Consider the following 23,193-nt stretch of genomic DNA (forward strand, 5'->3'; position numbering starts at 1 on the left):
ATTTGTGCGAGAGATTATTTTTATGATTATAGCTATCCCTCAGCGAATTGTTTTTATTACAGATATTCTGATTGAGAGATTTCGTGAAGAAAACAGGAAATAGGATAGATTTGAGATAAAACGCACACACTAGAAGTAGTAATAGATTGATTTATTTCTTGCGCTTTGCCATATTTTAGCATGCATTTTTATGTAAAAATAGAATAATATATCAACAACCCTTTGATATATAAATATATCTTGTACAACACGTTATGCAAAAGGATAAAACGTGAAAGTAAAAATCATCTTTTCTTTGGTAATTTTGCTTCTTGCTGGTTGTGCGGATCATGCTCGTCAACCAATTCAAAAAGAAACATCACGATTTTTAAGCCAAAAAACAGTAGAGAACCGCGTTAATAATGCTTCAATCTCAACGGCACAATGGAAATCAACACCTTTTGATAACCATATACAGCAAGCATCAAGTCGTTACGATGTTGATGAAACATTAATTAAGGCGATTATCCAAGTTGAATCAAACTTTAGACCTGAAGTTATTAGCAAATCAAATGCAGTTGGATTAATGCAAATTAAAGCATCAACTGCGGGAAGAGATGTTTACCAAAATAGAGGTAAGGCAGGGCAACCAACAACAGCCCAATTAAAAGATCCCGCTATTAATATCGATCTAGGTACAGCCTATATTCAATTATTAAGAGAGCGCCATCTTGTTGGTATTGCCGATCCTGAAACGCTTTATTACGCCACTATCCTTGCTTATGTGAATGGCGCCGGCGCTTTATTAAGAACATTTGATAAAGATAGAGGTAATGCTATCGCTAAAATTAATTCAATGAGCGCGGATGATTTTTATCGTTATGTTGAAAAAAATCATCCGGCTTCTCAAGCGCCACGCTATTTAGCAAAAGTGAGAGCGGCTTACCATGCAGGTGATAATTAGTCTGGCAAATTAGCGGCTGCTTGAGCCTGTTTTAACAAAGCAGGCAAATCAGCAATAATTTCAAGAACGCCATTGATCATAAACTGAACGCCCATACAGATTAATAAAAATCCCATTACACGAGAAATAGCGTCAATACCACTGTGGCCTAAAAACTTCATAATGCTGGTGGAGCCACGAAGTGACACCCAAACGATAACGCTAATTAAAAAGAAGCTTGTCACAGGGGCAATATACAATACCCATTGTGCAATATCAGTACGTGATGGGATTGAAGCTGCTGTACTAATTATCATTGCAATCGTTCCGGGGCCTGCTGTACTTGGCATTGCTAAAGGAACAAAGGCAATATTAGGCTCTTTAGGATTACGATGTGGATTATTATCGTCTGAAATAGGATCATCGACATTAGGTGTGTTTGGAAACAACATACTAAAGCCAATAAAGGCAACTATCATTCCGCCTGCAATACGAAGACCGGGGATAGAAATACCAAAAGTTGTCATTATGATCCGTCCCGCATAGAACGCGATGGTCATAATGAGGAAAATATATACACACGCCATTAACGATTGTTGATTACGTTGTTCCTTTGTCATATTGCCTGAAAGGCCAAGCCAAAGAGCGACAGTCGTTAATGGATTAGTTAAAGGTAAAAGCAAAATAAGACCAAGACCGATAGCCTGAAAAAACTGGTAAACAGAGTGCATGGAATATAAAAGCTCCCAATAACAGGTAATTAAGGAGTAATTATGATAACAAATTAAACGAGATAAAAGTTATTTTCCTCGTAATATTCTTAATATGTATTAGTATTTTTTCATAAGCCATTCTAAGTGCACTTTTACCGCTTCCCAGTCGTAATCAGTAATGCTATAAACGCAAGTATCTCTTTTTTGACCACCAGTTGTTAATCTATGATTACGCAAAATACCATCCAGTTTTGCGCCAAGTCGTTCAATCGCTCTACGGCTAGTTTGATTTAATATATGAGTACGAAATTCAACAGCAATACACTGTAAGTCTTCTAAGGCATATTTAAGTAAGAGGTATTTAGCTTCTGTGTTTATTCCTGTTCTTTGTACTTCTTTGGCATACCATGTTGAACCAATTTCTAATCTTGGCGTTTGACTATCAATATTCATAAAGGTTGTTATGCCAACCAGACAGTTATTAGCTTTAGAAACTATGGTAAAAGGCAGCATTAACCCTTTTTGTTGCAATTGAAGTTTATGTTCAATATCGCGTTGTAACTCTGTTACTGAAGGAACAGTGGTATACCAAAGCTCATCGGGTCTATCTTTTTCAATTAGCTCATGGAGTTCTGAATAGTGTTCTATGCTAAGAGGCACTAAACGTACAAGTTTTCCTTCCAGTGTTGTCCACTCTGTTATCTTTTTCATAATAAATATTCTCTGGGGTTGTTAATAACACTGCATTTCTTAAGAATACTTTTTATACATAACAAATTTATGAATTGATATGGTTATTTAAAAGGCTATTAGAAAATAAGCAAAATTCAGAATGATGAAAATAGAGAAAAAAGAGTGACAGTGATTCTTTCTAAACAGAGAATGACTGCCTCACCACAGGTGAGCCAGCATAATGCGTGTTAATCTATAATCCAGTAATAGAGATATAACCGTAAACATAATAGATTGGTAAAAAGATGACAGATTTAATTGAATGGGATGATTTTCTACGTGTAGATATGCGAGTAGGGACTATTATTAGCGCAGAAATAAATAAGAAAGCTAATAAACCGGCTTATGTTATGGAAGTCGATTTGGGCGAATTAGGCATAAAGCGTTCAAGTGCTCAAATTACGGTAAACTACACACCCGAAGAGCTTGTTGGTCGTCGTATTTTATGTGTATGTAATTTCCCAGTTAAACGCATTGCAGGTATAAAATCTGAAGTTTTAATTACAGGGGCACCTGACGAAATGGGGGCAATTGTATTGGCTGAGTTTAACTTACCTTTACCAAATGGCTCTCGTTTGGCTTAAATAAGTATCTTGATAAGACACTCTTAAATAGTGATGTTCTGCTGAGTTTTGATATAGTAATTATTATTCAATAGTAGGATGGATATAAAGGAGTGTCTTTTGTTATTACCTCAATTGCATTTGCGATGTTATACACAAGAGACGGTATCTCATCAGCATGATAATTTATGGCAGATTATTTTTGGGCTTTCGGGTTCGATGGAAGTCAATTTTAATCGAGAAGACTTTCTGATTTCTAATCAAAACTGCTTGATTATCCCTCCAACTATTCATCATGCCTTTTCAGGCAATATCGATAATAAAAATTTTATTCTCGAACTTCCAGCGACCTCGCAATGGCAATTAAGTGAGAAAGGTGGGCAATTTGCACTATCACCGGCAGCAATTGGGTTATTGGAATGGCTACATCAATATCCTCAACCCCCAGATCAATATTCAACGATCACGCGCTTATTACTCGCTCAAATGGAAATACAAAAAGGTTGGCGCGATAGTTTGAATGCTTGGCTAGTGAATAAATTACATACACCATTAACAACACATGATATTGCTTCTGCTTTTAATACATCAGCGAGTACGTTACAGCGAAAAATGAAAGCAGAGGTGGGTGTGTCTGTGATGCAATATGTCACTCAACAGCGACTTAGCAAAGCCGCTGAATTATTAAAATACACATCCGTAAATATTGAAAATATTGCACTAGCAGTAGGATATGATTCACACTCTGCATTTAGTCAGGCATTTCGCCAATACTTTAATAAAAGTCCTACTGAGTATCGACAGGATTAAGCGATTACACCACTTTGTTTTCTGTCGAATAAACACGAGGACATAATTTATCGAAAATGAGTGTGAATAAATAGGTATAGATAAAGAAGAACACTAATATAGTGACTTCCATACTTATCGCTTTGATAAAGCTTACATTATACCACCACATATAAAGTGGAATGGTAAAGAAGAACAGACCTAATTCAAAACTTATTGCATGGGTAAGTCGTACCATGACTGTACGTTTTTTGATCCTTAATTTCGACTCAATTAATTCAAAGAAAGAATTAAAAATATAATTCCAAATCAGAGCAATAACAGAAACAGCTATTGCAACGGGCAGTGAATTATGTGATTGGCTTTGGCTTAATATTGCCAGTAAAACAGTGCTTAATAAAATCGCGAGAATCTCAAAGGTAATAGCATAGACCAATTTACGAGGGCGGGGCTTTAAATAAAACACGTTATACACCTTTATGTTAACAATGAAAGTTCTGGCCCGCCCCAGAGAATGTTATTTTTAAAGCCACGGTTTCCGCTTGATGGGTACTGATGGTAATGAAACTAGTTATAAATTGCAAAGTGATAAGTATATTTTTGATGATTAATGCATCTATGTTTATGATTTAAATAACAAGTATTACCTATAATGGAAAATACGAAGAGGAACACAGAATAACGAAAAATTCACACTATAATATGATTATGCAAATGAGAGGAAAATAGTAAATATATTAAATAAGTGTATTTACATAATATAAAATAAGGATAATTATGAGTGGTGAAATAGCTGTTTTTATAATGACTGTCGTTTTTATTGCAATGGCTATTTTATATTTAGCCCCCGTTTATTATTTTTTTTGTTGTTATATCAGCATTTAAATATATCCAGTCTCCACTAAAGAAATTCATCTTATCCTCATTGGTTTTAATAATAATTAATTTAATTTTCTATTTTAATGCCACTTTAGTTTCAAAGGGAGAGCTTGCTCTTATTAAGTGCAATGATCCTAAATTTATTTTCTTAGGTCTATTATTTTTCTGTCTCCCATTTATATATCTTCATATCGTCAGAAAAAGAAACCCTAAAATAGTAGGCTATTGGATAGCCTTCATATTGTCATTTTTAGCTTATAATTTATATTACTTCCCACAAAAAATGATGGGAGATAAAAAAGAGATAGAGAAAAGAGTATCGAGTCAATTCCTAGAAAAAATAGTAAGTTAATCAATCTTAACACACTCACCTTCAATAAAGTCCTCTGCGTCATTTTCGCATTTCACAATATGGAACTTCCCAGGCAGACCATACCGACTAACGACACAGCGAACATCAGGAGAATTGCTTGAGCCCTGGTGTTTATTTTGCCGTCTCTCATAACTGAATACCTTTTCTAACAAGCCATCTTTAACCATGCGATCCAATGTTCTGCGGATAGATTCAAGAATATTTTTCTTGTTAAGAGATCCCATCCCTTTAAGCATGTAAGCTACGCCTGAAACATCAAAAGGTGTGCGTCAATTTCACAAGTTACCCATTCAGGATTATCAGGTTTGAATAATTCCATTATCTTTTTTCTTTACTTAGTTTAAGTTTGCGAGATTCATAACGGATCCGAATGGTGGTTTTTTGGAGAGTATAACAGGGCGTAGAATTAAGATGTTGATGCAACTAACGATATATAATTTTTTTTCACTATGATACTATCGCGTCCGAGTTAGAGCAGTACACCAACACATTTTGAGGTGCTTTTGCTAAATGTGTACACAATGGTGTACATAACTTGCAGAGTGAAGCAAGTAGATGCTACTAACGTATTAAATTTTAAAGAAAAATGATGTTTGCATGTGATCTTGCGTATGGGTCACCACTGTAAATAAGGATTTTAAATGCCAATTATTACTCTTCCTGACGGAAGCCAACGTCAATTTGAAAATGCAGTTTCTGTCATGGATGTCGCTGCAGATATCGGTCCTGGACTTGCGAAAGCATGCATTGCAGGCCGTGTTAATGGTGAGCTGGTGGATGCTTGTGAATTAATCGAGCAGGATTCAAATCTGGCGATTATCACCGCAAAAGATGATGAAGGTCTTGAGATTATTCGTCACTCTTGTGCCCACTTATTGGGACATGCAATTAAACAATTATGGCCACACACCAAAATGGCGATTGGTCCTGTTATTGAAAATGGATTCTACTACGATGTGGATTTAGACCATTCTCTAACACAGGAAGATTTAGACGCTCTAGAAAAACGCATGCTAGAGTTGGCGAAAACAGATTATGACGTTATTAAAAAACGCGTAAGCTGGGCTGAAGCTCGTGAAACATTTGTTTCTCGTGGTGAAGACTATAAAGTTGCTATTCTTGACGAAAATATTAGCCAAGATTCTCAACCAGGTCTTTATCATCACCAAGAATACGTTGATATGTGCCGTGGACCACACGTTCCAAACATGCGTTTCTGTCATAACTTCAAATTGCAGAAAATCGCAGGTGCATATTGGCGTGGTAACAGCGACAATAAAATGCTACAACGCATTTATGGTACAGCTTGGGCTGATAAGAAACAGTTAAAAGCTTACTTAGATCGCTTAGAAGAAGCAGCTAAACGTGACCACCGTAAAATTGGTAAACAGCTTGATTTATATCATATGCAAGAAGAAGCGCCGGGTATGGCTTTCTGGCATAATGATGGCTGGACTATTTTCCGTGAGTTAGAAACATTTGTACGTTGTAAATTAAAAGAATATGATTACCAAGAAGTAAAAGGTCCATTTATGATGGATCGTGTTCTTTGGGAAAAAACAGGTCACTGGGAAAACTACAAAGAAAATATGTTCACAACATCTTCAGAGAACCGTGAATATTGTATTAAACCAATGAACTGCCCAGGTCACGTACAAATCTTCAAACAAGGTTTACGTTCTTACCGTGATTTGCCATTACGTATGGCTGAATTCGGTAGTTGCCATCGTAATGAACCATCAGGTGCATTACATGGTTTAATGCGTGTTCGTGGCTTTACACAAGACGATGCGCATATTTTCTGTACTGAAGAACAAATTTTAAGTGAAGTAAATGACTGCATCAAATTGATTTATGATGTATATTCTACTTTCGGATTTGAAAAAATCGTTGTTAAGTTGTCTACTCGCCCAGAAAAACGTATCGGTGAAGATGCATTATGGGATGTTGCTGAAGCAGACTTAGCAAAAGCCTTAACTGATAACAATATTGAATTTGAATATCAGCCAGGTGAAGGGGCGTTTTACGGCCCTAAAATTGAATTTACACTTTACGATTGTTTAGATCGTGCATGGCAGTGTGGTACAGTACAATTAGACTTCTCACTACCAGGTCGTTTAGGCGCATCTTATGTTGCCGAAAACAACGAGCGTAAAGTACCTGTTATGTTACACCGAGCAGTGCTAGGATCCTTAGAACGTTTTATTGGTATTCTGACAGAAGAATACGCAGGATTCTTCCCAACTTGGTTAGCACCACAGCAGGTTGTCGTGATGAATATCACGGATGGACAGGCTGATTATGTACAAAAACTCGTCAAAGAATTGCAAGATGCCGGAATTCGTGCAAAAGCAGACTTGAGAAATGAGAAGATTGGCTTTAAAATTCGTGAACATACTTTACGTCGTGTTCCGTACATGCTTGTCTGTGGCGATAAAGAAGTTGAATCAGGCAAAGTGGCGGTTCGTACTCGTCGAGGAAAAGATCTTGGCAGTATCGACGTTAACGAATTTAAAGAAAAGCTTCTGCAAGAAATTAGAAGCAGAAGTCTTCATCAGTTGGAGGAATAAGGTATTAAAGGCGGAAAAAGAATTCAATCAACGCGTCAGAATCGCATCAATGGTGAGATTCGCGCTCATGAAGTTCGTTTAACAGGTTTAGATGGCGAACAGATTGGAGTTGTTAGTCTGAAAGAGGCTCTTGAGAAAGCCGAGGAAGCAGGTGCTGATTTAGTTGAAATTAGTCCTAATGCCGAGCCGCCGGTTTGTCGTATTATGGACTACGGCAAATTCCTCTATGAGAAAAGTAAGACTCTCAAAGAACAGAAAAAGAAACAAAAAGTTATTCAGGTTAAGGAAGTTAAATTCCGTCCTGGTACAGATGAAGGCGACTATCAGGTCAAACTACGCAACCTGATTCGTTTTCTTGAAGATGGCGATAAAGCCAAAGTCACACTGCGTTTCCGTGGTCGTGAAATGGCGCACCAACAAATCGGTATGGAAATGCTTAACCGTATCCGTCAAGATTTGGATGAACTGGCTGCTGTTGAATCTTTCCCTAATAAGATTGAAGGGCGTCAGATGATCATGGTGTTAGCGCCGAAGAAGAAATAGTCGGGCAATTCAAGTAATAGCGTCAGTCTTTAAAGGCTGATTGCTATTCGCCTTATTATTTTATGTTATTAACAATGCGAAGTGGATTATAGAAATGCCAAAGATTAAAACAGTACGCGGCGCAGCTAAGCGCTTTAAAAAAACTGCTGGTGGTGGCTTTAAGCGCAAGCATGCTAACCTCCGTCACATTCTGACTAAAAAATCAACTAAGCGTAAACGTCATTTACGTCCAAAAGGCATGGTCTCTAAAGGAGATTTAGGTCTGGTCGTAGCTTGCTTACCATACGCATAAGTATCACTTTTTTAACAGAATATAGACATTTAGGAGTTTAATATGGCTCGTGCTAAACGTGGTGTTATCGCCCGTGCTCGTCACAAGAAAATTTTAAAGCAAGCTAAAGGTTATTACGGTGCACGTTCACGTGTATATCGTGTAGCTTTCCAGGCTGTAATCAAAGCTGGTCAATATGCGTACCGTGACCGTCGTCAGAAAAAACGTCAGTTCCGTCAGCTGTGGATCGCGCGTATCAACGCAGCAGCTCGTCAGAACGGTATGTCTTATAGCCGTTTCATCAATGGTCTGAAAAAAGCATCTATTGAAATCGACCGTAAGATTCTGGCTGACATCGCTGTATTCGACAAAGTAGCATTCGCTGCTTTAGTTGAAAAAGCGAAAGGTGCTCTGGCTTAATATTTATTAAGCAATGGAAGAGGGAGTTTTCTCCCTCTTTTATTTTGTCTAGATTTGTGGCTTAATGATATAAATTCAATAAGTTAATATTTTAAGAGACATTATCAATGTTAAATATCGCTTTTTTCCGTTTCTTTTTTTACTTTAGCGCCTAATTCAAGGGGGCTTTTGCGCGTAAGAAAAGAAACGAAAAGTAGCGCCTGAGCCTCCAATATGGAGGCTTTTTTGTTTTCAGATCCCAATACTGGGTTAGAAACCAAAAAGGGCAATTTTATTCGTCATCATTGATAACAACTAATAGACCTCATCAGGTCAAAGGAAGAGGAAACGATGCCACATCTCGCTGAACTCGTTGCTCAAGCTAAAGCAGCTATCGAAGAGGCACAGGATGTTGCTGCGCTGGATTCGGTTCGTGTTGAATACTTGGGGAAAAAAGGTCATTTAACGCTTCAGATGTCCACGCTGCGCGACTTACCCGCGGAAGATCGTCCAGCTGCAGGGGCTGTCATTAATCAGGCTAAACAAGAGGTTCAGCAAGCGCTGAATACTCGTAAAGATTATCTTGAATCTGCATTATTAAACGAACGTTTATCTGCTGAGAAAATCGATGTGTCTTTGCCTGGTCGCCGTATTGAAAACGGTGGTCTACACCCAGTAACTCGTACAATTGAACGTATTGAAACTTTCTTTGGCGAATTAGGGTTTTCTGTAGAATCTGGCCCTGAAATTGAAGATGATTATCATAACTTTGATGCGTTGAATATTCCTGCTCATCACCCAGCAAGAGCTGACCACGATACTTTCTGGTTTGATGCAAAACGTTTACTACGTACACAAACATCAGGTGTACAAATTCGCACCATGCAAGATAAACAGCCACCTATTCGCATCATCGCACCAGGTCGCGTATATCGTAATGACTATGATCAGACTCACACACCAATGTTCCACCAAATTGAAGGTTTAATTGTTGATAAAGACATTAGCTTTACCAATTTAAAAGGAACACTACACGATTTTCTGAAAAACTTTTTTGAAGAAGATATGGAAATTCGTTTCCGCCCTTCTTATTTTCCATTCACAGAGCCTTCTGCAGAAGTCGATGTAATGGGTAAGAATGGTAAATGGTTAGAAGTGTTGGGTTGCGGTATGGTTCACCCAAATGTATTACGTAATGTAGGTATTGATCCTGAAGTTTATTCAGGTTTTGCATTCGGTATGGGTATGGAACGTCTGACCATGTTACGTTACGGTGTCACTGACTTGCGTTCATTCTTCGAAAACGATCTTCGTTTCCTCAAACAGTTTAAATAAGGTGGGATTATCTCATGAAATTCAGTGAACTTTGGTTACGTGAGTGGGTAAACCCAGCGATTAGTAGCGAAGCGCTTTCCGAACAACTGACAATGGCAGGCCTTGAAGTTGACGGCGTTGAAGCTGTTGCTGGTGATTTTCACGGTGTGTTTGTAGGTGAAGTTGTTGAATGTGGACAACATCCTAATGCCGATAAATTACGTGTAACGAAAGTTAACGTAGGCGGTGATAGATTACTCGATATCGTTTGTGGTGCACCTAACTGCCGCCAAGGCCTAAAAGTTGCGGTCGCAACAGTTGGTGCTGTATTACCAGGCGATTTCAAAATTAAAGCAGCAAAACTGCGTGGCGAACCATCTGAAGGTATGCTGTGCTCATTTTCTGAATTAGCAATTTCAGAAAATCATGAGGGTATTATTGAATTACCTGCTGATGCGCCTATTGGCATGGATATTCGTGAATATTTAAAATTAAATGATAATGCGATTGAAATTAGCATTACACCAAACCGTGCTGATTGCTTAGGTATTTTAGGTGTTGCTCGTGATATAGCTGTGATCAACAAAATGGAATGCCAAGTACCTGATATGTCGCCTGTTGCGGCAACATCATCAGCAACATTCCCTGTACGTGTTGAAGCACCAGAGGCGTGTCCACGTTATTTAGGTCGTGTTTTCACCAATGTGAATGTGAAAGCAAAAACACCTTTATGGATGCAAGAAAAGTTACGTCGTGGTGGCATTCGTTCTATTGACCCAATTGTTGATATTACCAACTTAATTTTACTTGAAATGGGCCAACCGCTACATGCGTTCGATCTTGATCGCGTTGAAGGTGCTGTAGTTGTTCGTCTGGCTAAAGATGGTGAAAAACTGACTTTACTTGATGGCAATGAAATTACATTAAAAGATGATGTATTAGTTATTGCTGACGAAAAACAAGCATTGGGTATGGCCGGTATTTTCGGTGGTGAATCATCAGGTGTTAATGAAGAAACGAAAAATGTCTTCTTAGAGTGTGCATTCTTCTCTCCATTATCCATCACAGGCCGTGCACGTCGTTATGGCTTGCATACTGATGCCTCTCATCGTTTTGAGCGTGGCGTTGATTCTGAGCTGCAATACAACGCAATTGAGCGTGCAACGAAATTATTGCTAGAAATTTGCGGTGGTGAAGTTGGTGAAGTGATTGATGTAACCAATAAAGCACATTTACCAAATATTGCGCCAGTCAAATTAACACGTAAAAAATTAGACCGTTTATTAGGTCACGTGATTGATGATGCACAAGTTCTGGACTCATTAACTCGCTTAGGTTTCAACGTGTCTGTTGAAAATGACGGCTGGTTAGCAACAGTTCCTTCATGGCGTTTCGATGTTCAAATCGAAGAAGATCTAATTGAAGAAGTTGCTCGTATTTATGGCTACAACAATATTCCAGATGTGCCATTACGCGCTGACTTGGTGATGACAAATCATCGCGAAGCGAACTTATCATTAAAACGCGTTAAAACAATGCTAGTAGACAATGGCTTCCAAGAAGCAATTACTTATAGCTTTGTTGATCCTAAGATCCAATCTTTATTACATCCAAATGAAGAAGCATTAATTCTGCCTAATCCAATTTCAGCGGATATGTCAGCAATGAGACTGTCTCTATTAACCGGATTATTGACTACAACTGTATATAATCAGAATCGTCAACAATCTAGAGTTAGGTTATTTGAAGCAGGTCTGCGTTTTGTTCCTGATAATCAAGCAGAATATGGAATACGTCAGGAACTTATGTTAGCTGGTGTGATCGCGGGCAACCGTTATGAAGAACATTGGAATTTAGATAAGCAAACTGTTGATTTCTTTGATTTGAAAGGTAATATTGAATCAATTCTGGAATTGACAGGCCAACTAGATGAAATTACATTTAAACCAGCTAGTCATTCAGCACTTCATCCGGGACAAAGTGCTGGGATTTATCTGAGAAATGAATATATTGGCTGTATTGGCGTTGTTCATCCAGAGCTTGAACGTAAACTTGACTTAAACGGTCGTACGGTAGTATTCGAAATACGTTGGAATGCAATTGCAAATCGCAGTTTACCACAAGCAAAAGCAATTTCTCGTTACCCTTCGAATCGTAGAGATATCGCTGTAGTTGTTCCGAATGATGTTGCTGCAGAAGATATTTTAGCCGAATGTAAGAAAGTTGGCGGAAATCAAATAGTTGGCATAAACTTATTTGACGTGTATTGTGGTAAGGGAGTAGCAGAGGGCTATAAAAGCCTCGCTATTAGCATAATCTTGCAGGATATCGAGCATACACTGGAAGAAGATGAGATTGCTGCAACAGTGAGTAACTGTGTAGCAGCATTGAAACAGCGATTCCAAGCATCCTTGAGGGACTAGACCTATGGCGCTTACAAAAGCTGAAATGGCAGAAAATCTGTTTGAAAAACTTGGTGTTAGCAAACGCGATGCAAAAGACCTTGTAGAATCCTTTTTTGAGGAAGTGCGTCGTTCTCTTGAAAATGGGGAACAGGTGAAGCTGTCTGGATTCGGAAACTTTGACCTACGTGATAAAAATCAGCGCCCAGGTCGTAATCCGAAAACTGGGGAAGACATTCCTATTACAGCTCGCCGTGTTGTTACTTTCCGCCCAGGACAAAAGTTAAAAAGCCGGGTTGAAAGTGCAACACCAAAAGAATAAGATTTAAAAACATCCAAAACGGCTTTCTTTGAAAGCCGTTTTTTTATCATCTTTATCTGTATCTAATTTTGATGATAGCCATATTGGGGTGTTTATATTTATCGATATAGTCTGAATGGATATTTCTATTTGGATGGCATATTTTATTTTCTAATTATCTTTCCTTTTTATTCTCACTTCTTATTTTGACTCTTTTTTATCTCTTATTTATATCAATACTGTGATAGTTAATCCTAGTTTTTTCTTCATTATTAGTGACAGGCTTGTATGTTCTCAATTTAGTTTTTCATCATTGAATGCGAACATGTTATGTTGCTAAAAAATGACTTTATAAATAAAAACAGTAAGAGCCGTTGTTGCGTGGATAGGGAACGAAATGAATAAAGAAGTTAATCCTCTAATTAAATTTACTAAAAGACAACGCATTGGCGACAGAAAAAAGCTGTTTCTAATGGCATTAGTATTATGTTTCTTATTTATTTTTTCCCTCTCTGTTGGTGAGATTGTGTTATTTCCACATCAATGGTTAACAGATGAAGCCAATTTATTTGTTTGGCAAATTCGTTTACCAAGAATACTTGCCGTCGTAACTGTTGGTGCAAGTTTGGCAATTGCCGGTGCTATTATGCAGGCTCTATTCCAAAATCCACTCGCAGAGCCCGGATTATTAGGAGTAAGTAGTGGTGCGGGAGTGTGTGTTGTATTACTTATTGTTTTACAAATTGGTTTAAGCCCTTGGCTAATAAGTAGTGCGGCAATATTTGGCGCATTAGGGATCACTCTTTTATTAATGTTTTTTACTCGAATAAGAAAACTCTCCAATGCTCAGTTATTATTAATTGGTGTGGCATTGGGTGTTATGGCAAGTGCGATAATGACTTGGTTGGTTTATTTCAGTTCAGCTTTGGATTTAAGGCAATTAATGTATTGGCTGATGGGGAGCTTTAGCGGTATTGATTGGCGCCATCAAGTCTTATTTTGGGCTCTTATGCCTATCCTCTTGATCCTTATTCTACAAGCTGATGTTCTTAATTATTTATCACTAGGTTCATTTAGAGCAAAACAATTAGGCATATCCGTTAGTCAATGGCGAAATTGGTTTATTTTAGCTGTTGGATTATTGATAGGGCTGAGTGTCGCTTTAGCGGGTGCTATAAGCTTTGTAGGGCTTGTTGTACCGCATTTATTAAGATTATGTGGGCTAACTCATTATAAAACATTATTACCCGCGTGTGCGCTTGCTGGTGGTGGATTGTTATTACTTGCTGATTTGCTATCTCGTTTGATTTTAAATGGTGCAGAAGTTCCGATAGGTGTGATTACAGCAACGCTTGGTGCACCTTTATTTATCTGGTTATTGGCAACCAAAGAGATGGGGCGTTTATAATATGGCGTTACTTAAACTTAATAATGTAAGTGTTGATGTTCGGCTTAACGCATTTACAGAGCAAGTAAGTTATGGCGAGCGTATCCACTTAATTGGTGCTAATGGCGCAGGAAAAAGCACGCTTTTAATGGCGATCGCAGGAGAGTTTTCGTTTAGTGGCAAAATTATTCTAAACGAAACTTCAATAAGACATTATAAATATGATGATCTTTCTAGAATGCAGAGCATTGTTATACAACAATTGGAAGCTTTGTCATTTATGCCTGTTTTTCATTACCTCTCGCTATATCATAAATTGTCGAAAATGGATGTTCAGCAATTAAATATGCTGTTAAATGATTTTAGAATTAACAAATTATTATCAAAAAATATTCATCATTTATCGGGAGGGGAATGGCAGAGAGTCAGAATTGTTGGCGCATTTATCCAATTATGGTCAAGTTATGATTTAAAAGGGAAATTAATGTTACTTGATGAACCAACTAATAATTTAGATGTCGTACAGTTGGCAATTTTGGACAAGTGGGTTGATAAGTTTTGCCAACAAGGTGGCGCCGTTATTATGAGTACACATAATTTGAATCATTCCTATCAAAAAGCAGACAGAGTTTGGCTCATAAAAAATGGATATTTGGTTAATTCTGGCGCATCTGCACTCTTATTGGACGAAAGATTATTATCAACTACATTTAATACAAATATCAAGTGCATCAATGATGTTGATCATATTGATTGGCAGGTTTTGCAATAATATGGCTATTGTTAAGCTTGTCCCAAAGTAATTATTAAGATTTTTTTAATGTTTTCTTAATAAGACGGATGTCGGCGAACAATAGTTTGTATATAATTGTTTTTTATTCATTCATTAATTAGGCTACATTTTTATGAGTCACTTCCTTCCTTTCTCTCGCCCTGCGATTGGCGATGAAGAAATCAAAGCCGTTGAGGATGTACTGCGTTCAGGTTGGATTACAACAGGCCCTCAAAATCATCAATTAGAGCAAGATTTTTGTGAAAAATTTGGTAGCAAACACGCTATCGCAATTTGCTCTGCCACTGCGGGTATGCATGTTGTTTTAATGGCGATGGGAATTGGCGCTGGTGATGAAGTTATCACACCATCACAAACTTGGGTTTCAACAATGAACATCATTACGTTACTTGGTGCAGAACCTGTAATGATTGATGTTGACCGCGATACCTTGATGGTGAGTGCAGAAGATGTCAAAAAAGCAATTACACCTAGAACGAAAGCAATTATTCCAGTTCATTATGCTGGTGCACCTTGCGATCTTGATGCCTTACGAAAAGTTGCACAAGATGCAGGAATTCCTCTAATTGAAGATGCTGCGCATGCTATTGGTACTCGCTATAAAAATGAATGGATTGGTGAAAAAGGAACCTCTATTTTCTCTTTCCATGCAATTAAGAACGTTACTTGTGCAGAGGGCGGATTGGTTGTTACTGATAATGACGAATTAGCGAATAGAGTACGTTGCTTAAAATTCCATGGTTTAGGTGTTGACGCCTTTGATAGACAAGTTCAAGGACGTAAACCCCAAGCAGAAGTTGTTGAGCCAGGTTATAAATACAACTTATCTGATATTCATGCAGCCATTGCTGTAGTGCAATTAGGGCGTTTAGATGAAATGAATGCTAAACGTGCTGAGTTAGTTGCACTGTATCGTGAAAAACTCAAAGACTCACCATTAGAGATGTTGAGTATCCCTGAATATTCACATTTACATGCTAATCACTTGTTTATGGTGAGAGTCGATAAAAATGTGTGTGGTATCGATCGCGATGCCTTTATGGAAGAATTGAAGCAAAAAGATATTGGTACAGGGCTTCATTTCCGTGCGGCGCATACACAAAAATATTATCGCGAACGCTATCCTGCCTTATCCCTTCCTCAATCAGAATGGAACTCTGCAACGTTATGCTCGCTGCCGCTGTTTCCTGATATGAGTAATGAAGATGTTATTCGCGTTGTAGATGCGATCAATGAAATTCTTTCGGAGCATATTTAAGTGTCAACATTTGATGAAATCAAGAAAGTATCGGTTGTGATCCCCGTTTATAACGAGGAAGAAAGCCTTCCTCAGCTTTTAGAACGTACAATTAAGAGCTGTAAACAGTTAAAACAAGAGTATGAACTGATCCTTGTTGATGATGGTAGCAGTGACCATTCAGCTAAGATGTTAGAAGAAGCGGCTGCAATTGAAGAAAATCACGTTATTGCAATTATTTTAAACCGTAATTACGGCCAACACTCTGCAATTATGGCAGGTTTCAATCAGGCTGAAGGTGATTTAGTGATCACATTAGATGCTGATTTACAAAATCCACCTGAAGAGATCCCAAGGCTTGTCGCGACAGCTGAAGAAGGGTATGACGTTGTTGGAACTCGTCGCCGTAATCGTCAAGATTCATGGTTTCGTAAAACCGCTTCAAAAATGATCAACTCAATGATCACTAAAGCAACTGGTCGCTCTATGGGAGACTACGGTTGCATGTTACGTGCTTATCGTCGCCACATTGTTGAAGCGATGTTACAGTGTCACGAAAGAAGTACGTTTATTCCTATCCTTGCGAACACATTCGCTCGTCGTACTATTGAAATCGATGTTGCTCACGCAGAGCGTGAATATGGCGATTCAAAATACAGCTTTTTAAAGCTTATTAATTTAATGTACGACCTATTAACTTGTCTTACCACGGCACCATTACGTTTATTAAGCATTGTCGGCAGTGTTATCGCTGTATCTGGCTTTGTTCTAGCTTTATTGTTGATTATTTTACGTATTATTTTCGGTGCGATGTGGGCCGCTGAAGGTGTATTCACACTTTTTGCAATCTTATTTATGTTTATCGGAGCGCAGTTCGTTGCAATGGGCTTATTAGGTGAGTATATAGGCCGGATTTATAATGATGTAAGAGCGCGTCCTCGGTATTTTATCCAAAAAGTGGTTGGCGTTAATAAACCCAACGAAGATCAGGAAAAAGACTAATGAAAGCAATAGTATTTGCCTATCACGATATTGGCTGTGTTGGTTTAAAAGCACTTGAAAAAGCAGGTTATGAGATTCAGGCTGTATTTACCCACACTGACGATCCTAATGAAAATCATTTTTTCTCATCTGTTGCTCGCGTGAGTGCAGAAATGGGATTGACAGTATTTGCACCTGAAAATGTCAATCACCCATTGTGGATTGAACGTATTCGTGAAATGAAGCCTGATGTCATTTTTTCTTTCTATTATCGTCACATGTTAAGTGATGAGATCCTGAATTTGGCACCTAAAGGCGCATTTAATTTACATGGCTCTTTATTACCAAAATATCGTGGTCGTGCACCAATTAACTGGGCGATCGTGAATGGTGAAACAGAAACGGGCGTTACTCTGCATAAAATGACAGCGAAAGCTGATGCAGGTGATATTGTTGCTCAAGAAAAAGTGACCATTGCTGACAATGATACTTCTTTGATTTTACATGAAAAAGTAAGAGAAGCAGCGAATAAATTACTCTCTAGTGCATTACCTCATATTACATCAGGTGATTATTCAACAACTGCACAGGATGAAAGCCAAGCTACTTACTTTGGTCGTCGTTGTGCTGATGATGGTTTAATCGATTGGAATGCAGATGCAAAAACAGTCCACAATTTAGTACGAGCTGTTACTGAACCATACCCAGGTGCATTCACGTTCTTAGGTGAACGTAAAATGATTATCTGGCGTTCACGCACCCTTGCTGATAATCAAGGCAAACGTCCAGGTACTGTTATTTCAACAGAGCCTTTAGTGATTGCATGCGCTAAAGGTGCAATTGAAGTTGTTACTGGTCAAAGTGAAAATGGTCTTTATGTTCAGGGTAGTCGTTTAGCGGCTGAAATGGGTATTGTGACTGATGTTCGCGTTGGACCAAAAGCAACTGCACAAGTTAAACGTCGCAAACGTGTTCTGATTTTAGGTGTGAATGGCTTTATTGGTAACCATCTAACAGAGCGTCTATTAAAAGATGATAATTATGATATCTATGGTATGGATATCGGTTCTTCTGCAATTGAGCGTTTTATTGGAAATCCACGTTTCCACTTTATTGAAGGTGACGTGAGCATTCATACAGAATGGATTGAATACCATATTAAAAAATGTGACGTTATTCTGCCATTAGTTGCTATTGCAACACCAATTGAATATACCCGTAATCCATTACGTGTATTTGAATTAGACTTTGAAGAAAACTTAAAAATTGTACGTTATTGTGTTAAATATAATAAACGTATTATTTTCCCATCCACATCAGAAGTTTATGGTATGTGTGATGATAAAGAATTTGACGAAGATAATTCACGTCTGATTGTTGGTCCAATCAATAAACAACGTTGGATTTATTCTGTATCTAAACAGTTATTAGACCGAGTTATTTGGGCTTATGGTGCCAAAGAAGGTCTGAAATTTACGTTGTTCCGTCCATTTAACTGGATGGGGCCTCGTTTAGATAACTTAAATTCAGCGCGTATCGGTAGCTCTCGTGCAATCACACAATTAATTCTGAACTTAGTTGAAGGTTCACCAATTAAATTGGTTGATGGTGGTGAGCAAAAACGTTGTTTCACTGATATCAATGACGGCATTGAAGCTTTATTCCGTATTATTGAAAACCGTGATAACAAATGTGATGGTCAAATTATCAATATCGGTAACCCAACTAACGAAGCAAGTATTCGCGAATTAGCAGAAATGCTGTTAGATTGCTTCGAAAAACATGAGTTACGTGGCCATTTCCCTCCATTTGCAGGCTTTAAGAAGATTGAAAGTAGCAGTTACTATGGTAAAGGTTACCAAGATGTTGAGCACCGTAAGCCAAGCATTAAAAACGCAGAACGTTTATTGGATTGGAAACCAAGTATCGAAACTCGCCAAACAGTAGAAGAAACATTAGATTTCTTCTTACGTGGTGCAGTTGAAGAATTAGGCACTAAATAGGAATAAATAATGAAGAAAGTTGGTTTGAGGGTTGATGTGGATACTTATCAAGGAACGAAACAAGGTATTCCACAACTGTTGGATGTATTTGCCAGACATAACATTCATGCCAGTTTCTTCTTTAGTGTCGGGCCAGATAATATGGGGCGCCATTTATGGCGCCTTTTAAAGCCCAAATTTTTATGGAAAATGCTGCGATCAAATGCTGCATCACTATATGGTTTAGATATTTTATTAGCTGGGACAGCATGGCCAGGAAAAAAAATTGCTAAAAATTTAGGTTATTTGATGAAAGAAGCCCAAGATGCGGGACATGAAGTTGGCTTGCATTCATGGGATCATCAAGGTTGGCAAGCAAAAGTCGGACGCTGGTCAACAGAAGAATTAATGCAACAAGTTCGTTTAGGTGTTGAAGCACTGGAAAAAGCACTTGAAAACCCTGTAAAATGTTCGGCAGTTGCTGGATGGCGAGCAGATGAACGCGTATTAACAGTTAAAGAAACTTTTCAATTCGATTACAATAGCGATTGTCGAGGAACGCATCCTTTTAGGCCTATTTTAGAAAATGGTTCTATCGGTACGGTGCAAATTCCAGTAACATTACCAACTTATGATGAAGTCGTTGGTATAAAGGTAAAGGATGAAGATTTTAATCAATTTATTATTGATGAAATCAAAAAAGACAGTGGAATACCTGTTTATACTATCCACACTGAAGTTGAAGGAATGTCAAAAGCCGCTCAGTTTGAGCAGTTACTGGCAATGATTGCAAATGAAGGCATCGAATTCTGTCCGTTAAGCGATTTATTACCACAAAATAAAGAAACGCTTCCGATAGGTAAAGTTGTTCGGTCTGACTTTCCAGGTCGAGAAGGCTGGTTAGGGTGCCAACAAGAGGTCTAACGAAACTATGTTGAATAACCGGGCAAGTAAAATCGGGGCCATCCTCTTGGCTCTTTTTTTTGTTCTTACCTACTTATTTCCATTGAACAGCCGGTTATTATGGCAACCAGACGAAACACGTTATGCGGAAATTAGCCGTGAAATGGTGGTGAGCGGGAACTGGATTGTTCCTCATATGCTCGATATTCGTTATTTTGAGAAACCCGTTGCAGGTTATTGGATTAATAATGTTAGCCAATTAATTTTTGGGCATACTAATTTTGCCGTGCGTTTTGGCTCTGTTATTTCTATTCTCTTAAGCACATTACTTGTTTATTTATTGGCAAGAATGATGTGGCGTAATCGCCAAGTTGCTTTTGTTTCTAGTTTAATCTACATGTCCATGTTTCTAGTGTTTAGCGTAGGCACTTACAGTGTATTAGATCCTATGTTAGCGCTTTGGGTTACTGCGAGTATGGTTTGCTGTTTTTGGGCTCTGAAAGCGACGACGGTAAAAACGCGAATATTAGCATGGATAACATTAGGGCTTGCCTGTGGTATGGCCTTTATGACAAAAGGATTTTTAGCGTTAGCTATTCCGGTTATTGTCATGATACCTATCACGCTGTATCAAAAACAATTTACGCAAATGTTACTCTATGGCTTACTTGCGGTGTTGAGTGCCGCATTAATTAGTTTGCCGTGGGCGTTAACTATTGCAAAAGCAGAGCCTGACTATTGGCACTACTTTTTCTGGATTGAACATATTCAGCGTTTTTCAGGTGAAGATGCTCAGCATAGTGCTCCATTTTGGTACTATATTCCAATTGTTTTATTAGGTGTGATCCCTTGGCTTGGTTTACTGCCGGGCTCTTTAATAAGCGCTTGGAAAAAAAGACGTAAACGCCCTGAATTATTTTTCTTATTATGTTGGTTTGTTGTTCCATTCTTATTTTTTAGTATTGCGAAAGGTAAGTTACCAACATATATGTTGCCATTTATGGCGCCACTTGCGATGCTAATGGCAAAATATGGCGTAGATTGCGCACGCAAGTTTAGAATGAAAGCATTGCGTATTAATGGCTATATCAATATTTTTATTGGTGTTGCTGCGGTTATTGCTATCTTAATCATTCAGCTTGTTTCCTCAAAACCTATTTATATGCCTTATGAATGGTCTAAATGGGTCTTAGCTATTGTTGCATTCTCTTTATGGGGGATCATCGGTTATCTTTGCTCCACACTTAATGGTAAGCATTGGTTGTGGGCTGCATCTTGCTCATTAGGTGTGAGCTTATGCATTGGACAAGCGATCCCTAACAGCAGCGTTGATGGAAAACTACCTCAAGAATTTATTCGTCAAAATATTGATACATTAAATACCAGTAAATATATTGTGAGTAATAGCGTGGGGATTGGTGCTGGATTGGCATGGGAATTACAGCGTAGTGATATTTATCTTTATGAAAGAACTGGCGAATTAACTTATGGTATTGAAGAATATCCTGATTCTCAGCATAAGTTAATTAAACCTGATAATTTTGCTCTGTGGTTAGAGCAAGCAAGAAAAGAAGGTAATGTGTCAGTCGTTATTACGTTTAAAGATCCTAAGAAATTAGCACAATTGCCAAGACCTGAAGAGCTGGTGACAAACCATCGAGTTGCTATTTTAACTTATGAGAAGCGTAATTAATGTCATTTGTTTTATTGCTAATCGTGAGCTTTTTGACCTGCATAGGACAGGTGTGTCAAAAACAAGCGGTGGTTAGCTGGCAAAGTGATTCATTAACAAAAGCCAGAAAAACGATTTTCTGGCTTTTTGTTGCCATTACAATGCTTGGCTTGGGTATGCTTTTTTGGTTACGACTATTACAAATTCTCCCACTAAGTATTGCTTATCCTATGTTAAGCATTAATTTTATTGTAGTGACATTAATTGGCCAGTTTGTTTATAAAGAGTCTGTTAATGTGAAACATTGGATTGGCATCGCATCAATTATGGTCGGCATTGTATTAATGAGTATACAAGCATGAAAGGCTATTTATGGGCGATTGGAAGCGCGCTATTAGTGACAGCAGCTCAATTGTTGTTAAAGTTTGGTATGTCTGAACTACCAGAACTACAGCTAGAAAAACAGTGGTTTGATTTCACATGGCTATGGGCGAATATAGCGCCAATTGCTATCGTGTTTGTTGGTCTTATCGGTTATGTCCTTTCTATGGTTTGCTGGCTATTCACTTTACGTACCATTCCTTTAAATAAAGCCTATCCGCTGATCAGTTTGAGTTATGTGTTTGTTTATATTCTTGCAGTGATATTACCGTGGTTTCAAGAAACACCATCATGGACAAAAACAGCGGGCGTAGCATTTATCATGATTGGAGTGTGGCTGATAAGTCAAAAAACGAAAGAGACACAATCACACTAACTTAATGATTATAGAATTTATTTTCTGATCCTTGTTGTTAATTGTGCGATTTATTCTACCAATCATCATTCATTCATCTTCAATAGCTTGTTTTTGCTTAAAAAAGCAGATAGATTTTAAAATCTATGGTAACAATAATGGTGGATGCAATGAGAAAGTCCGTTTTCTATCCTTTCTTACTCTGTATTATTCTGCTGGCTGGGTGTTCATCTGGTCCGTCGAAGCGTATTCCACCAGCACCTCCCTTAAAAACACAACTTTCCGATCCTATCATGGTGATAGTGCAATTGAAGTCACAACTTGAGCAATGGTATGGTACGCCATATAGCTACGGTGGAATGACTCCTTCTGGTATTGATTGCTCAGGTTTTGTGTATAAAACTTACAGTGATCGCTTTGATATAAAACTTCCACGAATGACCATTGATCAAACCAAATATGGTACACAAATCAGCAAAAGTGATTTAATGCCAGGTGATTTGGTTTTCTTCAAAACGGGAGGGGGTGAGAATGGGCTCCATGTTGGTATTTATGATACTGATAATACATTTATTCACGCATCAACTAGCAAAGGGGTAACTCGTTCGTCGCTTGATAACGTCTATTGGAAAAAAACATTCTGGCAAGCTCGCCGATTGTAGTTTCGTGCCATTTAACAGCCTAATATATTGAGAGTTATGGTATCTTATACCTTATTTTCTTCATATAGG

General features: G+C 38.1%; 25 protein-coding genes and 1 other annotated feature. Of the genes, 21 read left to right on the forward strand and 4 right to left on the reverse strand.

The features are described 5' to 3' along the window. Nucleotides 1-271: 271 nt before the first annotated feature. Entirely contained in the window at nt 272-943 is a 672-nt protein-coding gene (locus GWJ01_RS06330) for a transglycosylase SLT domain-containing protein (RefSeq protein ID WP_109394236.1), read from the forward strand. Here GWJ01_RS06330 and GWJ01_RS06335 read toward each other — a convergent pair. Further along, on the reverse strand, nt 940-1,653 hold the full coding sequence (locus GWJ01_RS06335; RefSeq protein ID WP_109402492.1) for a MarC family NAAT transporter: 714 nt from the start codon (nt 1,651-1,653) through the stop codon (nt 940-942). The genes GWJ01_RS06330 and GWJ01_RS06335 overlap by 4 nt on opposite strands. A gap of 99 nt (nt 1,654-1,752) precedes the next feature. Further along, nucleotides 1,753-2,346: a GNAT family N-acetyltransferase gene (locus tag GWJ01_RS06340; protein ID WP_109402491.1), complete on the reverse strand. Its 594-nt coding sequence runs from the start codon at nt 2,344-2,346 to the stop codon at nt 1,753-1,755. Nucleotides 2,347-2,612: 266 nt separating this feature from the next. Here GWJ01_RS06340 and GWJ01_RS06345 point away from each other — a divergent pair, with 266 nt between their 5' ends. Both GWJ01_RS06345 and GWJ01_RS06350 read left to right on the forward strand, forming a co-directional pair. Then, entirely contained in the window at nt 2,613-2,951 is a 339-nt protein-coding gene (locus GWJ01_RS06345; RefSeq protein ID WP_109394239.1) for a tRNA-binding protein, read from the forward strand. Nucleotides 2,952-3,050: 99 nt separating this feature from the next. Then, nucleotides 3,051-3,740, forward strand: coding sequence for an AraC family transcriptional regulator (locus GWJ01_RS06350; protein ID WP_109402490.1), 690 nt, complete (start codon nt 3,051-3,053; stop codon nt 3,738-3,740). 4 nt (nt 3,741-3,744) lie between these two features. Here GWJ01_RS06350 and GWJ01_RS06355 read toward each other — a convergent pair whose 3' ends face one another. Continuing rightward, on the reverse strand, nt 3,745-4,185 hold the full coding sequence (locus tag GWJ01_RS06355; RefSeq protein WP_109394241.1) for a PACE efflux transporter: 441 nt from the start codon (nt 4,183-4,185) through the stop codon (nt 3,745-3,747). Between the two features lie 761 nt (nt 4,186-4,946). Continuing rightward, complete coding sequence (locus GWJ01_RS06360; RefSeq protein ID WP_231135663.1) at nt 4,947-5,207, reverse strand: hypothetical protein; 261 nt, start codon at nt 5,205-5,207, stop codon at nt 4,947-4,949. 405 nt (nt 5,208-5,612) lie between these two features. On the opposite strand from GWJ01_RS06360, the gene thrS reads away from it, so the two are divergent. The 18 genes from thrS (at nt 5,613) to GWJ01_RS06450 (ending at nt 23,124) form a co-directional block, all read left to right on the forward strand. Further along, nucleotides 5,613-7,541 (forward strand): threonine--tRNA ligase, encoded by a 1,929-nt coding sequence (thrS, locus tag GWJ01_RS06365; protein WP_075673357.1) that lies wholly within the window; start codon nt 5,613-5,615, stop codon nt 7,539-7,541. A 3-nt stretch (nt 7,542-7,544) separates the two neighbouring features. Next, on the forward strand, nt 7,545-8,084 hold the full coding sequence (infC, locus tag GWJ01_RS06370; RefSeq protein WP_109394246.1) for a translation initiation factor IF-3: 540 nt from the start codon (nt 7,545-7,547) through the stop codon (nt 8,082-8,084). A gap of 94 nt (nt 8,085-8,178) precedes the next feature. Then, the gene (gene rpmI, locus GWJ01_RS06375) at nt 8,179-8,376 is read left to right on the forward strand and encodes a 50S ribosomal protein L35 (protein ID WP_004263702.1); all 198 of its coding nucleotides are present in this window, start codon (nt 8,179-8,181) and stop codon (nt 8,374-8,376) included. Between the two features lie 42 nt (nt 8,377-8,418). Continuing rightward, nucleotides 8,419-8,775 carry a 50S ribosomal protein L20 gene (gene rplT, locus GWJ01_RS06380; RefSeq protein WP_006537111.1) on the forward strand — a complete coding sequence of 119 codons (357 nt, stop codon included), beginning with the start codon at nt 8,419-8,421 and terminating at the stop codon, nt 8,773-8,775. A gap of 106 nt (nt 8,776-8,881) precedes the next feature. Beyond that, nucleotides 8,882-9,005 (forward strand) — a sequence feature (Phe leader region). Next, nucleotides 8,883-8,930 (forward strand): pheST operon leader peptide PheM, encoded by a 48-nt coding sequence (pheM, locus tag GWJ01_RS19025; protein ID WP_120655563.1) that lies wholly within the window; start codon nt 8,883-8,885, stop codon nt 8,928-8,930. (Overlaps the previous feature by 48 nt.) Nucleotides 9,006-9,105: 100 nt before the next feature. Then, the gene (gene pheS, locus GWJ01_RS06390) at nt 9,106-10,089 is read left to right on the forward strand and encodes a phenylalanine--tRNA ligase subunit alpha (protein WP_023582383.1); all 984 of its coding nucleotides are present in this window, start codon (nt 9,106-9,108) and stop codon (nt 10,087-10,089) included. Between the two features lie 14 nt (nt 10,090-10,103). Further along, nucleotides 10,104-12,491, forward strand: coding sequence for a phenylalanine--tRNA ligase subunit beta (pheT, locus tag GWJ01_RS06395; RefSeq protein WP_161710864.1), 2,388 nt, complete (start codon nt 10,104-10,106; stop codon nt 12,489-12,491). Between the two features lie 4 nt (nt 12,492-12,495). After that, nucleotides 12,496-12,792: an integration host factor subunit alpha gene (gene ihfA / locus GWJ01_RS06400; protein WP_023582381.1), complete on the forward strand. Its 297-nt coding sequence runs from the start codon at nt 12,496-12,498 to the stop codon at nt 12,790-12,792. 376 nt (nt 12,793-13,168) lie between these two features. Continuing rightward, on the forward strand, nt 13,169-14,179 hold the full coding sequence (gene btuC / locus GWJ01_RS06405; protein WP_109394248.1) for a vitamin B12 ABC transporter permease BtuC: 1,011 nt from the start codon (nt 13,169-13,171) through the stop codon (nt 14,177-14,179). Between the two features lies 1 nt (nt 14,180). Then, complete coding sequence (locus GWJ01_RS06410; protein WP_109394249.1) at nt 14,181-14,930, forward strand: vitamin B12 ABC transporter ATP-binding protein BtuD; 750 nt, start codon at nt 14,181-14,183, stop codon at nt 14,928-14,930. 133 nt (nt 14,931-15,063) lie between these two features. Continuing rightward, nucleotides 15,064-16,209, forward strand: a complete 1,146-nt coding sequence (arnB, locus tag GWJ01_RS06415) for a UDP-4-amino-4-deoxy-L-arabinose aminotransferase (RefSeq protein ID WP_109394250.1) — start codon at nt 15,064-15,066, stop codon at nt 16,207-16,209. Continuing rightward, complete coding sequence (gene arnC, locus GWJ01_RS06420; RefSeq protein WP_109394251.1) at nt 16,210-17,190, forward strand: undecaprenyl-phosphate 4-deoxy-4-formamido-L-arabinose transferase; 981 nt, start codon at nt 16,210-16,212, stop codon at nt 17,188-17,190. Continuing rightward, the gene (arnA, locus tag GWJ01_RS06425; protein WP_161710865.1) at nt 17,190-19,172 is read left to right on the forward strand and encodes a bifunctional UDP-4-amino-4-deoxy-L-arabinose formyltransferase/UDP-glucuronic acid oxidase ArnA; all 1,983 of its coding nucleotides are present in this window, start codon (nt 17,190-17,192) and stop codon (nt 19,170-19,172) included. The genes arnC and arnA overlap by 1 nt, the downstream gene beginning before the upstream one ends. Nucleotides 19,173-19,181: 9 nt before the next feature. After that, complete coding sequence (arnD, locus tag GWJ01_RS06430; protein ID WP_109394253.1) at nt 19,182-20,075, forward strand: 4-deoxy-4-formamido-L-arabinose-phosphoundecaprenol deformylase; 894 nt, start codon at nt 19,182-19,184, stop codon at nt 20,073-20,075. 7 nt (nt 20,076-20,082) lie between these two features. Continuing rightward, entirely contained in the window at nt 20,083-21,747 is a 1,665-nt protein-coding gene (arnT, locus tag GWJ01_RS06435; RefSeq protein WP_109402485.1) for a lipid IV(A) 4-amino-4-deoxy-L-arabinosyltransferase, read from the forward strand. After that, a complete protein-coding gene (gene arnE / locus GWJ01_RS06440; RefSeq protein ID WP_109394255.1) occupies nt 21,747-22,088 on the forward strand; it encodes a 4-amino-4-deoxy-L-arabinose-phosphoundecaprenol flippase subunit ArnE in 342 nt (113 codons plus the stop codon). Before arnT ends, arnE begins: the two co-directional genes overlap by 1 nt. Continuing rightward, nucleotides 22,085-22,483 carry a 4-amino-4-deoxy-L-arabinose-phosphoundecaprenol flippase subunit ArnF gene (gene arnF / locus GWJ01_RS06445; protein ID WP_109394256.1) on the forward strand — a complete coding sequence of 133 codons (399 nt, stop codon included), beginning with the start codon at nt 22,085-22,087 and terminating at the stop codon, nt 22,481-22,483. Before arnE ends, arnF begins: the two co-directional genes overlap by 4 nt. A 149-nt stretch (nt 22,484-22,632) precedes the next feature. After that, nucleotides 22,633-23,124, forward strand: coding sequence for a C40 family peptidase (locus tag GWJ01_RS06450; RefSeq protein WP_109394350.1), 492 nt, complete (start codon nt 22,633-22,635; stop codon nt 23,122-23,124). The last annotated feature ends 69 nt before the right edge of the window (nt 23,125-23,193 follow it).

The sequence above is a fragment of the Proteus sp. G2618 genome, from assembly GCF_009915995.1.
Taxonomy (GTDB): domain Bacteria; phylum Pseudomonadota; class Gammaproteobacteria; order Enterobacterales; family Enterobacteriaceae; genus Proteus; species Proteus terrae.